We start from the raw sequence: 19,133 nt of genomic DNA, 5'->3' as shown, positions 1-19,133 counted from the left end.
GCATACTCCTTTTACATGTGAATTATTTTACAAATAAATTGTACCTGTTTTTCGCGCATTTGTAAACTTTTATTATGACAAATTGGCATTAATTTTTTATTACGTGAAAAAAATCACGATTACTTACAAAATAAAAGTATCACCGAAGTGATACTTTTTAGTCAAATGTGAGCACGAGTTTACCCAGTACGTGTTGGCGCGTTTGAAAATCGCGGACGTTCTCTGCATTAAATGGGCGTGTTTCCGAAATGTTCACGACCACCTGACCTTGGGCTACTAACGCCAATAATTCAGCGAGCTGTGTACCGTTAGATTGCAAATAGCCCATCGTCACGCGCGGATCAGCCATAGTATCAACCAACGATACCAATCGCCCAGTCGGCTTCAAAACGGCCAGTGATGTCTGCAAGGTATCACCGCCAACCGTATCTAAAATCACATCCACACCTGCCGGGATAGCTGCTTGAAGCGACGTCGTTTGGCCATCAATCACCTGCAGTGTCGGATCAACGGCCTGTACAACAGCCGCTGCTGCCTGACCACGGACTGTCGTATAAAGCGTTTGTACCCCAAGCCATTTAGCAACCTGAATGGCTGTAAAACCAACCGAGCCAGCACCCCCTTGAATGAGTACCGTATCACTTGGCTGAACCGCTAAGTCTTTGGCCATCATTTGATAACCGGTTTGCCCGCCCAGTACCACCGCAGCCGCTTGTACATCACTCACTGCGTCAGGAATTTTAGCGAGTAGGGATTGCCCAACTGGCACAAATTCGGCATAACTTTTCAAATGCGGCGATGCCGCCACGCGGTTACCAACTGCAAATGCCGTCACTTCAGCGCCAACTGCCACGACAACACCTGCCACTGATGACCCTGGAATGAGCGGCGTTGCCTTATCTGTCCCCATCAACCCTTGCCGAAACTTCACATCATAAGGGTCAATTGCCGTCGCCCGTTGTTTCACCAATACCTGTTTGGGTTTAATCATCGGCATTGCTGCCTCTAGGTTATCGACCAAGACCGTCGGTTCCCCATAATTTAACATTTCTACTGCATACATGGTATTCACACTTTCTTTATGAGCTGTTACCCCATTGTATGCCAAATCCTGTCAAATGTCCTCGGATTTGCTGTCACAAAGTGCATCACAAAAGGCGCCTCAGTTAACCCGAAGCACCTTTATGACTCACCTAAATTAGGCTAAATATTTAGCTTTAACATCAGACATTATTGCTAAGACCTTGTCTTTCTCCAATACGACTAACATTTCTGGCAAGTTTGGCCCTTGCACTTCATGTGTTGTGGCGATACGAATTGGATTCCATAGGTTACGCCCTTTGATTTCAAGCGTGTTTTGAATCTCACGAATAGCTGCCATGTAATCTTCTGCGGTAGCCGTTTCTGGCAAGGCCGTGTAGGCTGATTCCCATGCCGCAAAGACCTGACGGCCTTCATCAGATGTGAGATAATCGACCATTTCATCCGTAATGTCACTTAATTCAAAGAATGGGCGACGCACTAAGTCAACAATTTCGCGTGTATAAGAAATACCTTCCACACCAGCAACCTTAATGACTTGTGTTAACCAATCGCGCTTCGTTTCTGCATCTTCTGCGCTAATTAAGTCCGCATTGACCAATTCTTGAATCAATTGTGGCATCACTTGATCCAAATCACGACGCATCCATTGGTTGTTAATCCATTCTAACTTCTTTTGGTCAAACTTCGCGTTGGCCTTTGACAAACGGTTCTCGTCGAACATTTGCGTAAATTCTTCAAGTGAGAAGATTTCGTCTTCACCCTTTGGTGACCAACCAAGCAAGCCAATAAAGTTCACCATCGCTTGTGGTTGATAGCCCAAATCCTTGTATTGTTCCACGAATTGCAACACGTTTTCGTCACGCTTTGATAACTTCTTGCCGGTTTCGCCGTTGATAATCAACGCCATGTGACCAAACTTTGGCACATCCCAACCCAATGCTTCAAAGATCATCATTTGCTTTGGTGTGTTTGAGACGTGATCATCCCCACGTAACACGTGAGAAATCTTCATCAAATGATCATCGACAACCACCGCAAAGTTGTATGTTGGCATCCCATCGGCCTTTTGAATGACCCAGTCGCCACCAATTTCCTTGGCACCGATTTCGATATGCCCCTTCACGATGTCATCCCAAGCATAAACTTTTTCTTCTGGGACACGGAAGCGAATGACTGGCTTTAACCCTTGTGCTTCAAATTCCGCATACTTAGCTTCGCGTTCTTCATCCGTCAAACCTTCATATTCATATACGTAATGTGGTGCTTGCTTAGCGGCTTGTTGCGCTTCACGTTCAGCAGCCAATTGTTCTGATGTCTTATATGACTTGTAAGCCAAACCTTTAGCCAACAATTCATCAATAAATGGTTGGTAAATGCCTTGGGCGTTACGTTCAGATTGGCGATATGGGCCATAAGCACCTGGCTTTTCTGGTGATTCATCCCAGTCCAAACCAAGCCAAGCCAAGTTTTCTAACTGTGACTTTTCACCGTCAGCGATGTTACGTGCTGAATCAGTATCTTCAATCCGAATAATGAATTGGCCATTGTAGTGGCGCGCAAAAAGCCAGTTAAAGATTGCTGTACGCGCGTTACCAATATGTAAATGCCCTGTTGGTGATGGGGCATAGCGAACACGAATGTCTTCTGTCATGTGATATAAAGCGTTAGACAAGTGGTTTGGCTAACGCATTTCCTCCTCAGTTATACGGTTTATCCCGTTATTTATCTACTCTATTGTACAACATTACCCCGCCAAAATTCCAATTGGCCACATATTCGCAAAACAAAAGGTCAGGTGGCTAACCTGACCTGCAAACCTTATCTATTTAATGACGATGAGCGTGAATTGGTGTATCTTGTTGCCGTACCAAACGTCTCAGCAACCGTACCCAGTGGTATAGTACCCATCCTAGACCGGCCATAATCACCAGCAATATCGCCATAACGGCAACTTTCCCCCACAAAATTAGGGCATCGCTGAGACCCACTACGATCACCAGCCAGCCTATACCTACTTGGATAACGAGTAATACCGTAGTTATCAGCACACCTAACCACCAACGCCCACGATAACCTGTTCCACGTGAAACATAACGATGTAACCCATTATGGACCACAATAAATAGATCACCAGGAATCAGATCCCACATGTTACCCCCTTTAATCTAAGGCTAATTGCAACGCTTCCCTTAACGTGGCGACGCCAATCACTTGAATTCCTTCAGGGAGCGTGACCCCATTCAAGTTGTTCTTTGGTACAATCGCCCGTTTAAAGCCGAGCTTGCGCGCTTCCTTCAACCGACTTTCAATATCAGCGACGCTCCGGATTTCCCCAGTTAGCCCGATTTCACCAACAAAGACGTCGCTTGGCCGCGATTCTTTATCATGATAAGAACTGGCCAACGCCACGGCAATTGCCAAATCAATTGCTGGTTCATCCAGCTTGACCCCACCAGCAGCTTTCAGATAAGCGTCTTGATTTTGCAGCAAGAGATTAGCGCGCTTTTCCAAAACGGCCATAATTAACGACACGCGATTACGATCTAATCCAGATGCCGTTCGTTGCGCGTTTCCAAAGACGGTAGGCGTCACCAAGGCCTGTAATTCAACCAAGATCGGCCGTGAGCCTTCCAAGGCGACCACAATGGCCGAACCAGTTGCGCCAGCTAATCGTTCTTCCAAAAAGATTTCTGATGGGTTGGCGACCTCAATCAAACCGCCGTCGCGCATTTCGAAAATACCCAATTCATTGGTGGCGCCAAAACGATTTTTCACCGCCCGTAAAATGCGGTACTTGTAGTTGCTATCGCCTTCAAAATAGAGCACCGTATCGACCATATGCTCCAAAATCTTTGGTCCAGCAATCGCCCCATCTTTGGTCACGTGGCCAACGATAAAAATAGAAATATTATTGGTTTTAGCAATTTGCAATAAATCTGCCGTGACTTCGCGGATTTGTGACACGGAGCCAATGGCAGACGTCACGTCTGGTTCCTGCATCGTTTGTACTGAGTCAATCACGACAAAATCTGGTTGCAGCGATTCAATTTGCTTTTTAATCGCCGTCATATCTGTTTCTGGATAGAGGTAAAATTCATCATTCCCCACACCCAAGCGATCTGCCCGCAACTTTACTTGGGTAGCGGATTCTTCCCCAGTCACGTATAACACACGACCTTCATGGGCCAATTGCCCAGAGACTTGGAGCAAGAGGGTTGATTTCCCAATGCCTGGATCCCCACCAATGAGCACCATTGAACCAGGGACAACCCCACCACCTAACACGCGGTTAAGTTCTTTAAGGTTCGTGGCAACACGCGGTGTTTCCTCTGATGTGACTTCATTAATTTTTTCAACTTTGGCCGTACGACCATCTAAGCTCACCCGACTTTTCCGATCATTGGTCTCTGGCATGATTTTTTCTTCGACAAATGTGCCCCATTCACCACAGTTTGAGCAGCGACCCAGATAGCGCGCTGACGTGAAACCACAGTTTGAGCAAATAAATTGTGTTTTAACTTTTGCGATAATGTCTCTCCTTTAGTTGTGTTAAAAAGTGTTTGGCTTGGGTTTGATACATCAAAAAATTGTCATTGCCACGCAAACTATCATGATCACGTGTGAAATGGCCTGTTTGTAACATGCACACGTATTCCGCTGCAAACGGCCAGTCAACAGACTGGGCACGTGATATTTCTAATTGGGTATCAAAATTCACGCGCCTAAAGTCCGTGCTCACGACACCAACAACATCATCTAATGTGAGCACTAAGTATTGTGCGACCATCCCTTGGGGGGTAAGTTGATAAGACTGACCGACAGTTCCAGTATTTAGAATGCGATGCATTTGAAAATGATTGTCCACTTGCGTCACAGCATCTGTGCGCATGATTTGCGCATGAATGTGGGCGTAAATCGCCATATCCGCATCGCGCCCTGTTAACATCTGATTGAAGTTTTCTTGTGGCGCATCAGCCAGTAGTGCATCACCATAATTTTGTGTGGGGGTGTGATGTGATAAGTGAAAATGGCGGCCAAAACGTTCAATCGTTGTCGCAATTGGTAATTGCTGAATTTGTGCTATCTCAGCGACTGTAAATTGCGCATAATCACGCGCCATCCAATTTAAAAATGCAACTTCAGCGGCATCGTCAAAGTCAACCGCCGTTGCGCGCTCGTATTCTTGGTAACTCGATTCCCAATTACCTTGTAAAAACACTGTCGTATTTTCTTGATGCAATAGACGATAACTCGCAACCGTATTGGGGCCATAGGTGGCGATGTCTCCTAGTGACCAGAATTCAGTGACCCTTTGATTTTTTGCATCAGCAATAACCGCCTCTAAGGCGGTTAAATTACCATGTACATCTGCTAAAACACCTATTTTCTGTTGCATATGCGGCTCCTTTCCAACTATTTCTGATGATACATCAAATGTACTGGTTGTAATGGCAAGTCACGCAACACCGGCTGTAAAACAACAGGTTTCAAATCATCAAGCGCAGTTGGCGAACGTCATATCACCGCCTGTTCCCAGCCGTCTCTTGCATCCCCCTGCGTTTGATCAACCCGCGTGACTAACCAAGTCATGCCAATTTCGGTAACTTGCTTACCGGCAATAGAAAATAAATTTTCAGTCACTGCTAGCAGGCGTTCTGCACGAACATTGATGCCCATTTCCTCGATAAATTCGCGGACAATGGCTGCTTGGCTGGTTTCGCCAAACTTCACTTTACCACCTGGTAAAAACACGCAATATTGCTGTGGCGCTGTATTAACGGCAATATTGCCAGTCGCATCAAGCAAGACACCTGTCACCCGTAACTTAAAATCTCGAGTTGCTTGACGTATCACGATATCATTGTGTTCATCAGCCATCAATCACCTAATTTTGACCCGTTGAGCCAAAGCCACCTTGACGCTCAGCCTTTTCAACCTGATCATCGCCATCAGCTAAGAGGTAAGGTAAGAAAATGCCTTGGCCAATCCGTTCGCCTTTTTTAATCACGACATCTTTAAGCCCAAAATTAATGAATTGGAAGAAAATTTCCCCTTCGTTGCTTGGGTTATTGTAGTAATCAGCATCAACAATCCCAACGGCATTTGGCATCATCAAGCGCTTTTTAATCGGACCACTTGAACGTGATACCAATTGCAAATATTCCCCTTCACCCATGTAAGCCTTAATACCTGTTGGAACAAGCACCGGCTTAAGCAACCCTTGCAAGTCCTCATCATCACGTACATTTTTTAATTTTCCGAGTGATAAGATGTTTAAGCCACGGAAAAAAGGATTACTCAATGCACTGGGAATCACAATCTCTTCTGCTGCTTCAAAATCATACCCAGCCGCTGCTTGCGTACTCCGCTTTGGCAAATTAAGCCCGTCGTTCACCTTTGTTGACACAATTTCAAATCCACGCATGTTTAATTACCAACCACAGTCATTCAAAGCCACGACTATGGTCGTTTTCCTCCATTTATTTAGTCAAATTGATTTACTTTGTATTATACGGTAAAACCGTAGTTGTTGCCGTCGATTTTTGGCACGCATCATCCCCAATAACCGTGTCCTGCGGTATAATAGAACTAATTAGATTATCACTGGTGATTTTCGCATCACCGTATCGTCACGAAATGGAGAAGCATGATGGACTTTCAACATGAACCCGGTCGTTACTTTTTAGAAGCAGATGGTAAACGTCTCGCTGAAATTACTTACACAACCATCAATGATGGCCAAACCTATGCGATCAATTCAACCATTGTTGACCCCGCACTACGCGGTCAAGGAGTTGCAGCAGCACTTCTTGACGCCGTTGTTGACGAAGCACGGGCAAACGGCATGACCGTGCATCCGATTTGCAGTTATGCCCGTAAGGCATTTTTTAACCAACCAGACAAATACCAGGAGATTCAGTACAAGCCATGACCCAAGAACAACAAAAGCTGATTGCTGGCCGACGGGCCGCAGAATTTGTCCAAAATGACATGGTTGTTGGGATTGGTTCTGGTTCGACGATTGCGCATGTCATCAATGCGTTAGGTGAACGCGTGGCGCACGAAAACCTCAAAATCGTTGGCGTTGCCACTTCGGAAAAAACGCGCCGTAACGCTGCCCAACTTGGCATACCAATGTATAACGTCGACGACGTTGATCAAATCGATTTAACCATTGATGGCGCTGACCAGATTTCCGATGATTTTTCGGCCATTAAAGGTGGCGGTGCCGCCCTCCTATGGGAAAAAATCGTGGCCTTTAATTCTCGCGAAAATATCTGGGTGATTGATGCCAGCAAGCAAGTACCCAAGTTAAATCAGTATTTGCCAGTTGAAGTCATTCCCTATGGTTCTCACCAATTATTCAAACGTTTTGCGGCTGAAGGCTTCCAACCAACTTGGCGTCTTGACCAAAATGGTAACCCTGTCCGCACAGACTCGGCTAATTTCCTCATCGATTTACATTTACCTGTGATTGATCATCCCCGGGCCTTCGGTGATGAACTTATCAAGATGGTGGGCGTTGTCGAACACGGCCTCTTCACCGATGTGGTGAACCGCGTTGTGATTGGCGAACCCGATGATCACGTGCGTGTAATTGATGTGAATCCCCGATAAAAAGCGTGTTAGCACACGCTTTTTTTATTTGGTTTGAAATTTATTACAGTGAAATATGTTGTTATATCAACACCACAGCATGTCATAATAAGTAACATGTTTAATTGGTCTAGCTGCTCTCCGATATAGAATATAGCTATACAATTTACTAAGGAGATCATCATGCGTACCGAAACTGACTCACTGGGTCCATTGAACATTCCTCAAACTGCCTATTATGGGATTCACACGCAACGGGCATTGCACAATTTTCCAATTGCAGCCCAAGTAACACACCCTGAGTTAATTCGCGCATTTTTGGAAATCAAACAAGCAGCAGCACAAACCAATGCCACATCCGGCAATTTAGACCGCTCCGTTGCCAAACATATTGTGCGCGCCACGAAACAGCTGCTCAACCAACCCTTCAAACCAGAATTGTTTCCAATTAGCGACATCCAAGGCGGTGCTGGGACATCGACCAATATGAACGTCAATGAAGTCATCGCCAATGTCGCATTAGAACAAACCGGTCGGTTACGCGGTGACTATGCTTATATCCATCCCAACGACCACGTTAATATGGGCCAAAGTACCAACGACACGTATCCTAGTGCAGGTAAAATCGCTCTGATTCGTCTCCTTGAGCCACTATTTACTGAACTACTGGCATTGATTGACGCGCTTGGCAACAAAGCGGATGAATTTTCAGCCACATATAAAATGGGTCGTACCCAACTCCAAGACGCTGTCCCCATGACCTTGGGTAACAGTTTCCACGCCTGGTTAAAGCCGCTACGACGTGATGTTGAGCGCATTACTACAGCACGTAACGCGCTCTATCTCTTAAATATGGGTGGCTCAGCCATCGGTTCTGGGATTAACGTCAGTTATCATTATCAAGTGCATATCGTGCCTAATTTGGCCGGTATCACCAACTTACCTTTGGTACAAGCACACGATCTCTTTGACGCGACCCAAAATCTAGACTGTTTTGTGGCACTCTCTGGCACACTCAAAACTTTAGCCATGAACTTATCTAAAATCTCTAACGACTTGCGTCTCTTGAGTTCCGGTCCCCGATCAGGACTGTCGGAAATTAACTTGCCGGCCCCACAGGCGGGCTCATCGATTATGCCCGGGAAAATTAATCCCGTTATTCCAGAGGTCGTTAACCAAGTGGCCTTTGAAATGTTTGGGTTTGATGCGACCGTGACAGCTGCCGCAGAGGCTGGTCAGTTAGAACTGAATGCCTTTGAACCTATTGTCTTTCGGTCACTGTTTGCCGGTATTGAGCATTTAACGGCAGCCATGCAGACTTTAAGAATCAATGCGATTGATGGCATTACCAGCAATAAGGTGCGCTTGTCTCAAGATATTGATCTATCCGCCAGCTTTGCCACAGCGATGGCGCCAATTATCGGTTATCAAGAAGCGGCCAAAATTGCTAAGGAATCACTACGCACTGGTAAATCACTCCGACAAATTGCGGAAAAGAAAAAGCTCTTTACCACAGAACAATTAACACGTATTTTCCGTGTTGAAGATATCGTGATTAATGCGCGTACCCCTGAACACGGCTTAGTGTTACATGCACCAAAATCATAAGTCAATAAAAAACCGACATACATCAAGTATGCCGGTTTTTTTAAGATTGCCCCTGCTGGATTCGAACCAGCGCATGGCGGTACCAAAAACCGCTGCCTTACCGCTTGGCCAAGGGGCAATAGTTAATTTATTCAGCCGTTAACTATTAATCGGCTATGGGAGCGGTAGGATTCGAACCTACGAACCCGAAGGAACGGAGTTACAGTCCGTCGCGTTTAGCCAGACTTCGCTACACTCCCATGTCTCAAACAACTATATTATAATAACAAATATTTGAGACCTTGACAACCCCTTTAGTGGATTTTTTTCCAATTTTGTTTAAATGAGTCACGAAATAACCCAAAAGCGGTCCAAAGTGACACCACAATAATCAATAGTTTCAGCAATTGCACATCCATACTCGTGAAGAACTTAGCCGCAACAATCACGCCAAGAATACCACCAATCGTGACACCAGCAAAACCACGCCATGAAATCCGATCCATCTTAATCACATTCCAAGCCGTCGTTGGCATGATCAAAGCGGCATCTAACATCATCACTGGAAAAGCAATCGCTGGATTAACACCCATCAGTGAGAAGAAAATCAATTCGGGCGCATAATTCCCCAGCCCCATCGTCATCAAAATGCCTACGCCAAGGTTAAACACGATGCCTAAGACAAGCCACCAGCCATGCAACCCGTGCACTGTTAAAGCGTTATCCGCTCCTGGGTTGGTGATCATCCGGACGATCATAATCACGACCGCGATAAACAAGGCCGCAGACATTACCCGCTGTACCGTTGGTGCATGCCAATTTTTCGTGACGTGTGTCCCCACGTATGCCCCCACGACAGCGGCAGTCGTCATCGGTAACAACGTGCTTAATTCGACTTTCACTGCGGTGATGAAAAATAGCGCTTCGATTATGACCGGAATGGCATGCATCGCATTTAACGTCCCCGGTAACTGCCGATCGTCATCAATGTAGTGCGTGGCTCGAAAAGCAGCTGTCGTCGTTGCAAAAGAACCAATCCCAAGTGTATCACCAAAATCAGTCACAAAACCAATGACCATCCCCAGCCCAAAACGCTGAAAAATAGGCTTTTTTTGTTTAAAATAAGCGCGTGCGATGAGACCAATCATCATCACCATCACCGTGATCAATACTATTTGAATGATTAATAGGATCATTTTTTCATACATATTGTCTTACTCGTTTCAAAAAATCAATACACACTATTGTATCAAAGTTTAATCACGATTTCTCATGTCTTGATCAACTCACAACCCCAGCATCAAAAAAACGCGCTGATTGTTTGTCAGCACGTTGTCTCGTTGTTATCATATCTTACCAAATTTGCACGCGTTCAGCCGGTGCCAACCACATCCCATCGCTTGGTTGCACGTTAAATGCCGCAAAGAAAGCATCAAAATTCTTCACTTGGACATTCACCCGTAACTTCGCTGGACCATGTGGATCCGAGGCCGCCAGGAGTTGCATATATTCTGGTCGCGCCTTCATCCGCCAAATTGTGGCCCAACTTTCAAAGAAGTCAGTTGCAGAAAAGTCTGGATCTTGCGCAGCTGCAGCTAGGGCAGCAGCCAAGCCACCCAAGTCCGCCACGTTTTCAGATACGGTTAACTTGCCGTTCACTTTAGCACCATAGGAATCCAAGCCGTCAAACTGAGCCACGACCCGATCCGTACGCACCTTAAAGGCAGCAAAGTCCTCGTCTGTCCACCAGTTCTTTAAGCTCCCAAACTCATCAAATGACGCCCCATTCGTATCAAACGCATGGGAAATTTCATGCGCAATGACCGCGCCAATTCCACCGTAATTCGCTGATGACGACTGTGACAAACTATAAAATGGGGCTTGCAAAATCGCTGCAGGAAAGACAATTTGGTTTTGCTGAGGATCATAGTAGGCATTCACCAGATGGGCTGGCATGTGCCATTCACTGCGATCAACCGGTTGTTGCCATTGCGACCATTCATGGGCGATTTCAATTTGTCGAAACTGTAGGGCTGTTTCTAATAAAGTCGCGCCTGGTTGGACAATTTTCTTGGCTAAGCGCGCGGGTAACTGCTCCGGATAACCAATGTGTGGCACGATGGTATTTAATTTCGTGATGGCCTTTTCACGGGTTGCAGCATTCAGCCAGTCATTTGCTTGTAGCCGTTGCTTAAACACAGCAATCATCTTGGCCACTTTGGCCTCAACATCGGCTTTGGCTGCTGGTGAGAACTTTTCTTGGGCGTAATAGTAGCCAATCGCTTGATTGAACGGGTCAGCTGCCAGATAAAAGGCTGCTTTATCCGCCTGCATGGCCTCTGGTGCTCCCGTCAATTCACGCTGGTATTGGCCACCCAGCACGCGCACGTCGTCCGATAAATAACGCGTAAAACTGTTAACAACCGAAACAATCAAATGGGCTTGCAATAATGGCCAAGCTTCTTCAGAAAAGAATTGATTAGCAGCCGCCCAGAAGCGTTCTTCAGGCACAATCACTTGATCTGGTGTCTGACCAACCAAGGCCGTTAAAATCGCGTCTAGCGGCAATTCTGGGGCTAATTTAGTAAAGTCTGCCCAAGTGTAAGGATGGTACAACTTGGCATATTCATGTCCCTCTTCCTGACTTAAAACGACAGCGGCCGCACGGGCATCAAAAGCCAGATACCGGTCAATCAAATCAGCCGTTTCTGCCTCAGAAAAACCAAACTTTGGCAGTAAGACCGTTTGCGCAGCCCGAAACTTCGCTAACAACGCTTGTCCTTGTTCATGATCGGGTGCATAGTACGTCGTGTCCGGTAAAACCAAGTTGACCGCGCTAGCCCATAAAACATTTGTCCGGGCATCTTTAAAATCAGGCCCCACACCAAGTGGCAAAGCATTTGGTAAGCCTTGCTTTTCCAATTCGGCAATATGTTGCGCAAAATCAGCAAATGAGGTGTAATTTTGATACTGTTTCAACAACGCTTGCACGGGTTGGGTACCTTGTTGTTCACGTGTGGCAAAATCAGTAGCTAAGCGATGATACGCAATAAATTGTGACAAAATCGGTGAGTCAGGTAAGTTTTTCCCTGCTTGCCAGTCCGCCGTGACTGTCAGTAACCACTTTTCAATCTCATCAGACAAGTCACTAAAACCACCTGTTCGTGGCTTATCGTTAGGAATTACCGCGGTCTTTTCCCAAGCACCATTCACTGCGTCATAAAAATCATCTTGTTGTCGTACCATCTTTTACCACCTTTTTATTAGTAATTAATTACAATCATACACCAGTTACCGGTTAAACGCACGTTATTATCATTTTTCTATCATAAAAAAGCTATAACAACTGTGAATCAGTTGTTATAGCTTTTTTAATCCCTTAAACCTGTTGCGCTTTATATAGCGCTGCTTCTTCAGGTGTGGCCAACACAAAGTGACCTGGGTTCACTTCAATCATTTCCCGTGTTTTACCGTCAGTTTCGATACTTGTATCATATTCCAACGGTTGACGCGCCTTTTCTACTTCTGGATCAGGCACTGGAATGGCTGAAAGCAAGCTCTTCGTATAAGGATGCAAAGGGTGATTATAAACCGCGTCCGCAGACCCGATTTCAAGCAACTTACCCCAGTGCATGACCCCGATACGATCAGAAATATACTTCACCATTGACAAGTCGTGCGCGATGAAGAGATAGGTTAGTGAATGCTTCTTCTGCAATTCCTTCATCAAGTTCACAACTTGTGCTTGAATTGAGACGTCCAGCGCAGAGATTGGTTCATCGGCAATGATGAACTTCGGATCAACCGCTAACGCACGGGCAATCCCGATACGCTGACGTTGGCCACCCGAAAATTCGTGGGGATAACGGGTAGCATGATCTTTGTTCAAACCAACCAAATCCAACAATTCTTGCACTTTTTGGTCACGTTCCGCCTTAGAACTGGCGAGTTTGTTCACGTCAATTCCTTCAGCGATAATGTCACGCACTTTCATACGCCCATTCAAACTCGCTTGTGGATCTTGGAAAATCATTTGCGCATCCTTACGGAATTCCGCTAATTGCTTCCCTTTCAACTGCGTGACATCTTTTCCTTGGAATAAAATATCACCAGCTGTCTGTTCATAAATCTTTAAAATTGTCCGACCAATGGTCGTCTTACCAGAACCTGATTCACCAACCAGGCCAAAAATTTCACCTTCGTAAATGTCAAAGCTCACATGATCAATTGCGCGTACTTCATTGGCCTTGCCTTGGTTAAAATACAACTGCAGATCTTTTAGCTCAACTAACTTCTTTGGTGCTTCTTCAGTCATGATTAAGCCTCCTGTCCTTGCATTTCTTGCCAACGATCCCAACGCTTTTGAATTTGCGCTGGTGGCGTGACCTTTGGTGCACGTTCATCTAACAACCATGTGGCCGCATAGTGCGTGTCACTCACTTTGAAGAATGGTGGTTCTTCTTTTAAATCAATCGCCAAGGCGTAAGCATTACGCGGTGCGAATGCATCACCCTTAGGTGGTTCCAACAAATCTGGTGGGGTTCCTGGAATGGCCTCTAACGTCCCAACTTCAGTATCAGTTGTTGGCATTGAATTGAGCAAGCCCCATGTGTAAGGGTGTTGTGGATTAAAGAAGATTTCATCCACGGTACCATATTCCACAATCTTACCCGCATACATGACAGCAACACGGTCAGCAACACCTGCTACCACACCGAGATCGTGCGTGATGAAAATAATTGAACTTTTCGTTTCATGTTGCAATTTTTTCATTAATGTCAAAATCTGTGCTTGAATCGTCACATCTAAAGCAGTTGTTGGTTCATCAGCAATCAAAATTTCTGGATCAGCAGCCAATGCAATGGCAACCACGGCACGTTGCCGCATCCCACCAGACCATTGGTGTGGGTAATCGTTGATGTGTTCTTCGGCGTTAGGAATCCCAACCCCTTTCATCAACTCCAACGCACGTGCTAGCGCGTCTTCTTTTTTCATGTCACGATGTTTTATGAGCGGTTCAGCAATCTGCATCCCAATCTTCATCGTTGGATCCAAACTCGTCATTGGATCTTGGAAAATCATAGCAATTTCGTTACCACGCACTGATTGCCATTCTTCTTCGGTCAAATCGAGCAAATTACGGTCTTTAAACAACAAGCGTGAATTATCAGGAATGCTAGCATTTTTGGCGTTCAAACCCATCAACGTCTTAGTCGTGACTGACTTACCAGACCCTGATTCACCAACAATCGCTAACGTTTCGCCCTTGTTTAGGTCAAACGAGACATCACGAATCGCTTGCACTGTCCCAGCATACGTGTTGAAGTTCACGTGCAAATTTTCAACTCTTAATATCGGATTACTCATTCTCTTGCACACCTCTTAATCTTCACTCGCACGTGGGTCAAATGCATCACGTAAGCCATCACCCAACAAGATGAAGGCCAACGAGATCAATACCAACACGGCTGAAGGAATTAATACTTGATAAGGATAGAATTGCAACATTGATTGCGCATCCGCAATCAATGATCCCAATGACGCTGTCGGTGGCTTCACACCCAAGTTAATGGCTGACAAAACCGCTTCGAACATAATCGCACTTGGCACAGTCATCATGATTTGCACAATGATCGTACCGGCCATGTTTGGAATCAAATGCTTCACCGCAATTTTAAATGAGCTTTCACCTAATGACTTCGCAGCCAATACATAATCACGTTCTTTTAATGACAACGTCATGTTACGGACTTGGCGCGCCATGCCTAACCAACCTGTCATGGCAATTGCCAAAATAATTGAGGCAATCCCACTACCAAACAACAAACCAAGCATCGTCACGATGATCAAGTTTGGAATAGATGACAAGATTTCAATGATACGTTGCATCGCGTTATCAACCCAGCCGCCTTTCCAGCCAGAGAAGACACCATAAGCCACACCAATGACCAAGTCAATGAATGTTGCCACAATGGCCACTAACAATGAAATACGCAACCCAACAGTGACACGCTTAGCCATTGAACGGCCAATATTATCCGTACCTAAGATAAACTTTTGCCCATCCGGCACACCTTGTTCGCTATAAGCGTTCGTTGAGGTCGTGTCGCCAGGCGCTTTGATCTTACCATCCCAACCAGGAATTGGTAAGCCAGAGTTTGGTGGTAAGTTCTTATACACACCAACTTTATCAGAATTAAATGAATTGGCTGCCTTTTGTGGGACGAAAATATTCGATAACACGGCAAAAGCCAAAATAATAACTAAAAACCACATGGATACAACCGCAAGCTTGTTAAGCTTGAGGCGACGCCAAGCATCTTGCCAAAATGACAAGGCTGGCTTTGAAATATGTTCGTTGGCATCAGAGCTTTGTGCGCCAACGATGACAAAATCTTCAGTATTTGCTGCCATCATAAGCCTCCTTATTGCAAACGAACACGTGGATCAACGATCGCCGTGAGCACATCTGTAATCAAAATCATCAACATCAACATTGCCGCATAGACAATTGTTGTGCCCATGATAACCGGAAAGTCTTTTGATGGAATAGACAACACGAACTGTTGCCCAATACCAGGAATCGAAAAGATTTGTTCAATCAATGTTGATCCCGTTAACAAACCAGCCGCCATCGGACCGATCAATGTCAAAACTGGAATCATTGAGTTACGGTAAGCGTGCTTGTTAACGATTTCCTTCTCACTCAACCCTTTGGCCTTCGCCAATTGCACATAATCAGAACTCAGTGATTCAATCATTTCTGAACGCACAAAACGTGTTGTGATCGCTGCTGGACTCACTGCCAAAGCAATTGTTGGCAAAATCGTTTGTGAGAACGAATCACCCCAACCAGAAACGGGGAAAAGTGGCCACTTGAAGCCAAAGAGGTAGACGAGGACAATTCCCAAAATGAAACTTGGCACTGAAATACCCAACGTTGACAAAATGCCTAATGTGCCATCAATTTTATTGTTCTTGTTACGTGCTGACACGGCACCCATGATCAAACCAGCAATCACACCAACAACCAAAGCTTGTGCCCCAAGCGCTGCCGAAACAGGTAACCGTTGCCCAATCAACATGCTAACCGGTTGGTTTTGATATTGGAATGAAATACCAAAATCACCATGTGCAACCCCAACCAAATAATTAAGATATTGTTGCCACAATGGCAAGTCTAATCCATAGGTTGTCTTCAACTGCGCCAAGGCTTCTGGCGTCAACTTCGGGTTATTAAACGGCGTTCCTGGCATAATTTGCATCAAGAAGAACGTCGCCGTAATGACTAAGAATAGCGTGAAGACAAGCCACCCTAGTCTTTTGAGAATATATTTCCACATAATTATGATTTCCTATAATGAACAAAATAAGAATTAACTTACGTCAATCCTTATTTGTTATTGCTTATATTTTAATGAGACCAACTTTTACTTCTTAACAGCGAATTTCCAGTCTTGGTTCAATCCTGTTGAGTTGATAATGATACCTGTCACATTAGGATTTTGTAGTGAGTAACCTGAACGGAAGTAAAGTGGGTTAAAGTTGCTGTCCTTGAACAAGTCTGCTTCAGCTGCCTTATAGTCGTTATCACGTGCTTCTTGCTTCAAAGCATCTGTTGTTTCGGCCTTGTTAACAGCGGCTGTATAAGGGACGTTCGTAAAGCGGCCATCGTTGTATGATGCGCCATCCTTGAACAAGTCATAGAACGTTGAGCCTTCAGGATAGTCACCACCCCAAAGTGTCACAACAATGTCAAAGTTTTGTGTTTGTGAATCCTTCAAACGTTGTTGGAATGGCACAAACTTTTCTTCAATCTTAAGACCAGGCAAAGCCTTTTCCCATGAACCTTGGAGGTAGTCCAAAGTTGTCTTAGCAGTTGGTGAATCAGCATCAGAAGTTACTGTCAATGTAGCACTTGTTTCGCCAACTTCTTGCAAACCTTGCTTGAACAATTCAGCGGCCTTCTTAGGATCGTATGTGTAACCAGGGGCAACATACTTGGCTAAGTCTTCACCAGTAGCTGTCTTAGCCAATCCTGTTGGCACCAAACCAGTGGCTGGTGTTGACACACCAGAAGTGACTTGATCAGTCAATTCCTTACGGTTAGTTGCTAAGTTCAAAGCTTCACGGATCTTAGCGTTAGCCAAGAACTTGTTCTTACCTGTTTGGTTATATTCCAAATAAGCTGTTGTTGCTTCTGGTGTCTTCACGACATCCTTGTTGTTCTTGTTAGCCTTATACAATTCAGGTGTGTTTGAAATTGACACACGATCAATCTTACCTTGCTTGTACAATTGCACAGCTGTTTCAGGCTTTTGAACAACCTGCACGTCAATTTCTTTTGTCTTGACGTTCTTAGCATCCCAGTAGTTGTCATTCTTCACAAGCTTGAACGTGTTGTTTGTTCCGTTCCAACCTTGAACCTTATAAGGACCAGAGTACAATGCCGTGTCTGAAGTTGTCGCGTACTTCTTGCCTTCCTTGTTCACAAAGCTTTCCTTTTGTGGCATGAAGTTCGCAAACGTCAACAAGTATTCAAATTGTGGCATTGGGCGTTCCAACTTGAATGTCAACGTGTTGCCCTTAGCTGTGACACCAAGTGAATCAACAGCGGCCTTACCGGCTGCAATCTTATCCGCGTTTTCAACACCAGATGCTAAGTAAGCATATTGTGACGCTGTCTTTGGATTCACGATACGTTGCCAAGTGTAAACGAAGTCTTGGGCTGTCAACTTTGAACCGTCAGACCACTTCAAGCCATCCTTCAATTCAACTGTATAAGTCAAACCATCGTCAGAGTGCTTAACTGACTTCGCCAATTCAAGTTGTGGCTTACCTTTGGCATCCACACGCATCAAGTTGGCACCAGAGTTACCAATGATCGTACCTGAGTATGTATCAGTATTCTTAGAGATGTCCAATGTTTGAATAGGTGTTGGCAATTGGAATGACAAGTTCTTGCTATTATCTGATGAACCGCCCCAAAGACCAGCAGCGCGTGTTCCACCACCGACAACGACTACAGCAGCCGCACCAAGGGCTACCTTCTTCCATGTTTCCATAGCATATATCCTCCCGAGATATAAAGGTTTGTGTTTTAAATTCTTTATTAACAGATATTAGTATACCATGTGTTTTTCTCATGTACAACTAATTATTTGTTATTTTTTTGAAATAATGGGTTTTAACACATTTTTATGAGATTACATCCATAAATAACTGTCCGAAATTAAAGACAATCCTTACGCTAATTTACGATCAGCCCAACGTGCAACTAACGACAAGCCGTAATTTAGAACGAAGTATACCAGCGTAATCACAATCAATACTGGAATAATGTACGTCGAGTTCTGTGCATAAACAATCTGGCCACGATACATCAATTCGGCCAACACAATTCCCATTGCCAAACTGGTATCCTTCACTAATGAAATCAATTGTGAAATAATTGGTGGAATCATTTTCTTATAAGCTTGCGGCAAAATGATGTAAATCATCGTTTGCATATTACTCAAGCCGTTCGCACGCGCACCTTCAAATTGGCCAATATCAACTGATTCCAAGCCACCACGCACAATTTCAGCCAACATCGCTGACTCAAACGTACTCATCGCAATGATGGTGGCCCAAAAAACTGATAAGTGAATCCCAATCTTTGGCAACGCAAAGTAAACAAAGAAAATAATTAACAATAGTGGCAAATTACGAATCACGTTATTGATTGTGCCGACAAATTTTGAAAAATAAGGAATACGTTCAAATTGAATAATTCCAACAATTGAACCAAAAATTAAACTCAAAATAACTGAAATGAGAGATACGCCAACCGTGATCCCCAGTCCGCCTAATAGATACGTCACATTTTGTGGTGTAAAGGCACTAAAAAATCCTAATGTCGCCAT

General features: G+C 44.7%; 18 protein-coding genes and 2 tRNA genes. 3 read left to right on the top strand and 17 right to left on the bottom strand.

Translation table 11 applies throughout. The features are described from left to right. Window positions 1-157: 157 nt before the first annotated feature. From FGL80_RS03455 to FGL80_RS03425, 7 genes are all read right to left on the bottom strand, one after another. Window positions 158-1,063: an NADP-dependent oxidoreductase gene (locus FGL80_RS03455; RefSeq protein ID WP_055308456.1), complete on the bottom strand. Its 906-nt coding sequence runs from the start codon at window positions 1,061-1,063 to the stop codon at window positions 158-160. Between the two features lie 135 nt (window positions 1,064-1,198). Next, a complete protein-coding gene (gene gltX, locus FGL80_RS03450; protein WP_055308549.1) occupies window positions 1,199-2,695 on the bottom strand; it encodes a glutamate--tRNA ligase in 1,497 nt (498 codons plus the stop codon). Window positions 2,696-2,870: 175 nt separating this feature from the next. Beyond that, window positions 2,871-3,194 (bottom strand): hypothetical protein, encoded by a 324-nt coding sequence (locus tag FGL80_RS03445; protein ID WP_055308457.1) that lies wholly within the window; start codon window positions 3,192-3,194, stop codon window positions 2,871-2,873. A gap of 10 nt (window positions 3,195-3,204) precedes the next feature. Continuing rightward, on the bottom strand, window positions 3,205-4,572 hold the full coding sequence (gene radA, locus FGL80_RS03440; protein WP_077281988.1) for a DNA repair protein RadA: 1,368 nt from the start codon (window positions 4,570-4,572) through the stop codon (window positions 3,205-3,207). Then, window positions 4,559-5,440 (bottom strand): metallophosphoesterase family protein, encoded by an 882-nt coding sequence (locus tag FGL80_RS03435; protein ID WP_055308458.1) that lies wholly within the window; start codon window positions 5,438-5,440, stop codon window positions 4,559-4,561. Before FGL80_RS03435 ends, radA begins: the two co-directional genes overlap by 14 nt. A 119-nt stretch (window positions 5,441-5,559) precedes the next feature. After that, entirely contained in the window at window positions 5,560-5,922 is a 363-nt protein-coding gene (locus tag FGL80_RS03430) for an NUDIX domain-containing protein (protein WP_244297954.1), read from the bottom strand. A gap of 7 nt (window positions 5,923-5,929) precedes the next feature. Further along, window positions 5,930-6,469, bottom strand: a complete 540-nt coding sequence (locus tag FGL80_RS03425; RefSeq protein WP_055308459.1) for a dCTP deaminase/dUTPase family protein — start codon at window positions 6,467-6,469, stop codon at window positions 5,930-5,932. 225 nt (window positions 6,470-6,694) lie between these two features. Between FGL80_RS03425 and FGL80_RS03420 the strand changes: the two genes are divergently transcribed. From FGL80_RS03420 to FGL80_RS03410, 3 genes are all read left to right on the top strand, one after another. Next, window positions 6,695-6,976, top strand: a complete 282-nt coding sequence (locus tag FGL80_RS03420) for a GNAT family N-acetyltransferase (RefSeq protein WP_010002509.1) — start codon at window positions 6,695-6,697, stop codon at window positions 6,974-6,976. Beyond that, window positions 6,973-7,662 carry a ribose-5-phosphate isomerase RpiA gene (rpiA, locus tag FGL80_RS03415; protein ID WP_029510095.1) on the top strand — a complete coding sequence of 230 codons (690 nt, stop codon included), beginning with the start codon at window positions 6,973-6,975 and terminating at the stop codon, window positions 7,660-7,662. The genes FGL80_RS03420 and rpiA overlap by 4 nt, the downstream gene beginning before the upstream one ends. Before the next feature lie 162 nt (window positions 7,663-7,824). Next, window positions 7,825-9,249, top strand: a complete 1,425-nt coding sequence (locus FGL80_RS03410; protein WP_055308460.1) for an aspartate ammonia-lyase — start codon at window positions 7,825-7,827, stop codon at window positions 9,247-9,249. Between the two features lie 46 nt (window positions 9,250-9,295). Here the strand turns inward: FGL80_RS03410 and FGL80_RS03405 are convergent. The 10 genes from FGL80_RS03405 to FGL80_RS03360 form a co-directional block, all read right to left on the bottom strand. Next, window positions 9,296-9,367, bottom strand: a tRNA-Gln gene (locus tag FGL80_RS03405). Between the two features lie 38 nt (window positions 9,368-9,405). Beyond that, window positions 9,406-9,488, bottom strand: a tRNA-Tyr gene (locus FGL80_RS03400). Between the two features lie 54 nt (window positions 9,489-9,542). Beyond that, on the bottom strand, window positions 9,543-10,436 hold the full coding sequence (locus FGL80_RS03395) for a sulfite exporter TauE/SafE family protein (protein WP_055308461.1): 894 nt from the start codon (window positions 10,434-10,436) through the stop codon (window positions 9,543-9,545). A 145-nt stretch (window positions 10,437-10,581) separates the two neighbouring features. Beyond that, a complete protein-coding gene (locus tag FGL80_RS03390; protein WP_055308462.1) occupies window positions 10,582-12,474 on the bottom strand; it encodes a M13-type metalloendopeptidase in 1,893 nt (630 codons plus the stop codon). 133 nt (window positions 12,475-12,607) lie between these two features. After that, a complete protein-coding gene (locus FGL80_RS03385; RefSeq protein ID WP_055308463.1) occupies window positions 12,608-13,543 on the bottom strand; it encodes an ABC transporter ATP-binding protein in 936 nt (311 codons plus the stop codon). Window positions 13,544-13,545: 2 nt separating this feature from the next. Beyond that, entirely contained in the window at window positions 13,546-14,595 is a 1,050-nt protein-coding gene (locus FGL80_RS03380; RefSeq protein WP_010000762.1) for an ABC transporter ATP-binding protein, read from the bottom strand. A 15-nt stretch (window positions 14,596-14,610) separates the two neighbouring features. Next, window positions 14,611-15,642: an ABC transporter permease gene (locus FGL80_RS03375; protein ID WP_010000764.1), complete on the bottom strand. Its 1,032-nt coding sequence runs from the start codon at window positions 15,640-15,642 to the stop codon at window positions 14,611-14,613. Window positions 15,643-15,653: 11 nt separating this feature from the next. After that, window positions 15,654-16,571 carry an ABC transporter permease gene (locus FGL80_RS03370; RefSeq protein ID WP_010000765.1) on the bottom strand — a complete coding sequence of 306 codons (918 nt, stop codon included), beginning with the start codon at window positions 16,569-16,571 and terminating at the stop codon, window positions 15,654-15,656. An 87-nt stretch (window positions 16,572-16,658) separates the two neighbouring features. Beyond that, window positions 16,659-18,293: a peptide ABC transporter substrate-binding protein gene (locus tag FGL80_RS03365; RefSeq protein ID WP_055308464.1), complete on the bottom strand. Its 1,635-nt coding sequence runs from the start codon at window positions 18,291-18,293 to the stop codon at window positions 16,659-16,661. A 180-nt stretch (window positions 18,294-18,473) separates the two neighbouring features. Continuing rightward, window positions 18,474-19,133, bottom strand: a complete 660-nt coding sequence (locus FGL80_RS03360) for an amino acid ABC transporter permease (RefSeq protein ID WP_029510087.1) — start codon at window positions 19,131-19,133, stop codon at window positions 18,474-18,476.

The organism is Leuconostoc lactis (assembly GCF_007954625.1).
GTDB classification, from domain to species: domain Bacteria; phylum Bacillota; class Bacilli; order Lactobacillales; family Lactobacillaceae; genus Leuconostoc; species Leuconostoc lactis_A.
The sequence above is the reverse complement of the archived record's forward strand: the minus strand, read 5'-3'. Positions and strand labels throughout refer to the sequence as shown.

Excerpts from the sequence above, each read along its gene's own strand:
- FGL80_RS03455 (WP_055308456.1), bottom strand. The coding sequence starts at position 1,063 with ATGTATGCAGTAGAAATGTTAAATTATGGGGAACCGACGGTCTTGGTC.
- gltX (WP_055308549.1), bottom strand. The coding sequence starts at position 2,695 with ATGACAGAAGACATTCGTGTTCGCTATGCCCCATCACCAACAGGGCAT.
- FGL80_RS03445 (WP_055308457.1), bottom strand. The coding sequence starts at position 3,194 with ATGTGGGATCTGATTCCTGGTGATCTATTTATTGTGGTCCATAATGGG.
- FGL80_RS03435 (WP_055308458.1), bottom strand. The coding sequence starts at position 5,440 with ATGCAACAGAAAATAGGTGTTTTAGCAGATGTACATGGTAATTTAACC.
- FGL80_RS03430 (WP_244297954.1), bottom strand. The coding sequence starts at position 5,922 with ATGGCTGATGAACACAATGATATCGTGATACGTCAAGCAACTCGAGAT.
- FGL80_RS03425 (WP_055308459.1), bottom strand. The coding sequence starts at position 6,469 with ATGCGTGGATTTGAAATTGTGTCAACAAAGGTGAACGACGGGCTTAAT.
- FGL80_RS03420 (WP_010002509.1), top strand. The coding sequence starts at position 6,695 with ATGGACTTTCAACATGAACCCGGTCGTTACTTTTTAGAAGCAGATGGT.
- rpiA (WP_029510095.1), top strand. The coding sequence starts at position 6,973 with ATGACCCAAGAACAACAAAAGCTGATTGCTGGCCGACGGGCCGCAGAA.
- FGL80_RS03410 (WP_055308460.1), top strand. The coding sequence starts at position 7,825 with ATGCGTACCGAAACTGACTCACTGGGTCCATTGAACATTCCTCAAACT.
- FGL80_RS03395 (WP_055308461.1), bottom strand. The coding sequence starts at position 10,436 with ATGTATGAAAAAATGATCCTATTAATCATTCAAATAGTATTGATCACG.
- FGL80_RS03390 (WP_055308462.1), bottom strand. The coding sequence starts at position 12,474 with ATGGTACGACAACAAGATGATTTTTATGACGCAGTGAATGGTGCTTGG.
- FGL80_RS03385 (WP_055308463.1), bottom strand. The coding sequence starts at position 13,543 with ATGACTGAAGAAGCACCAAAGAAGTTAGTTGAGCTAAAAGATCTGCAG.
- FGL80_RS03380 (WP_010000762.1), bottom strand. The coding sequence starts at position 14,595 with ATGAGTAATCCGATATTAAGAGTTGAAAATTTGCACGTGAACTTCAAC.
- FGL80_RS03375 (WP_010000764.1), bottom strand. The coding sequence starts at position 15,642 with ATGGCAGCAAATACTGAAGATTTTGTCATCGTTGGCGCACAAAGCTCT.
- FGL80_RS03370 (WP_010000765.1), bottom strand. The coding sequence starts at position 16,571 with ATGTGGAAATATATTCTCAAAAGACTAGGGTGGCTTGTCTTCACGCTA.
- FGL80_RS03365 (WP_055308464.1), bottom strand. The coding sequence starts at position 18,293 with ATGGAAACATGGAAGAAGGTAGCCCTTGGTGCGGCTGCTGTAGTCGTT.
- FGL80_RS03360 (WP_029510087.1), bottom strand. The coding sequence starts at position 19,133 with ATGGCGACATTAGGATTTTTTAGTGCCTTTACACCACAAAATGTGACG.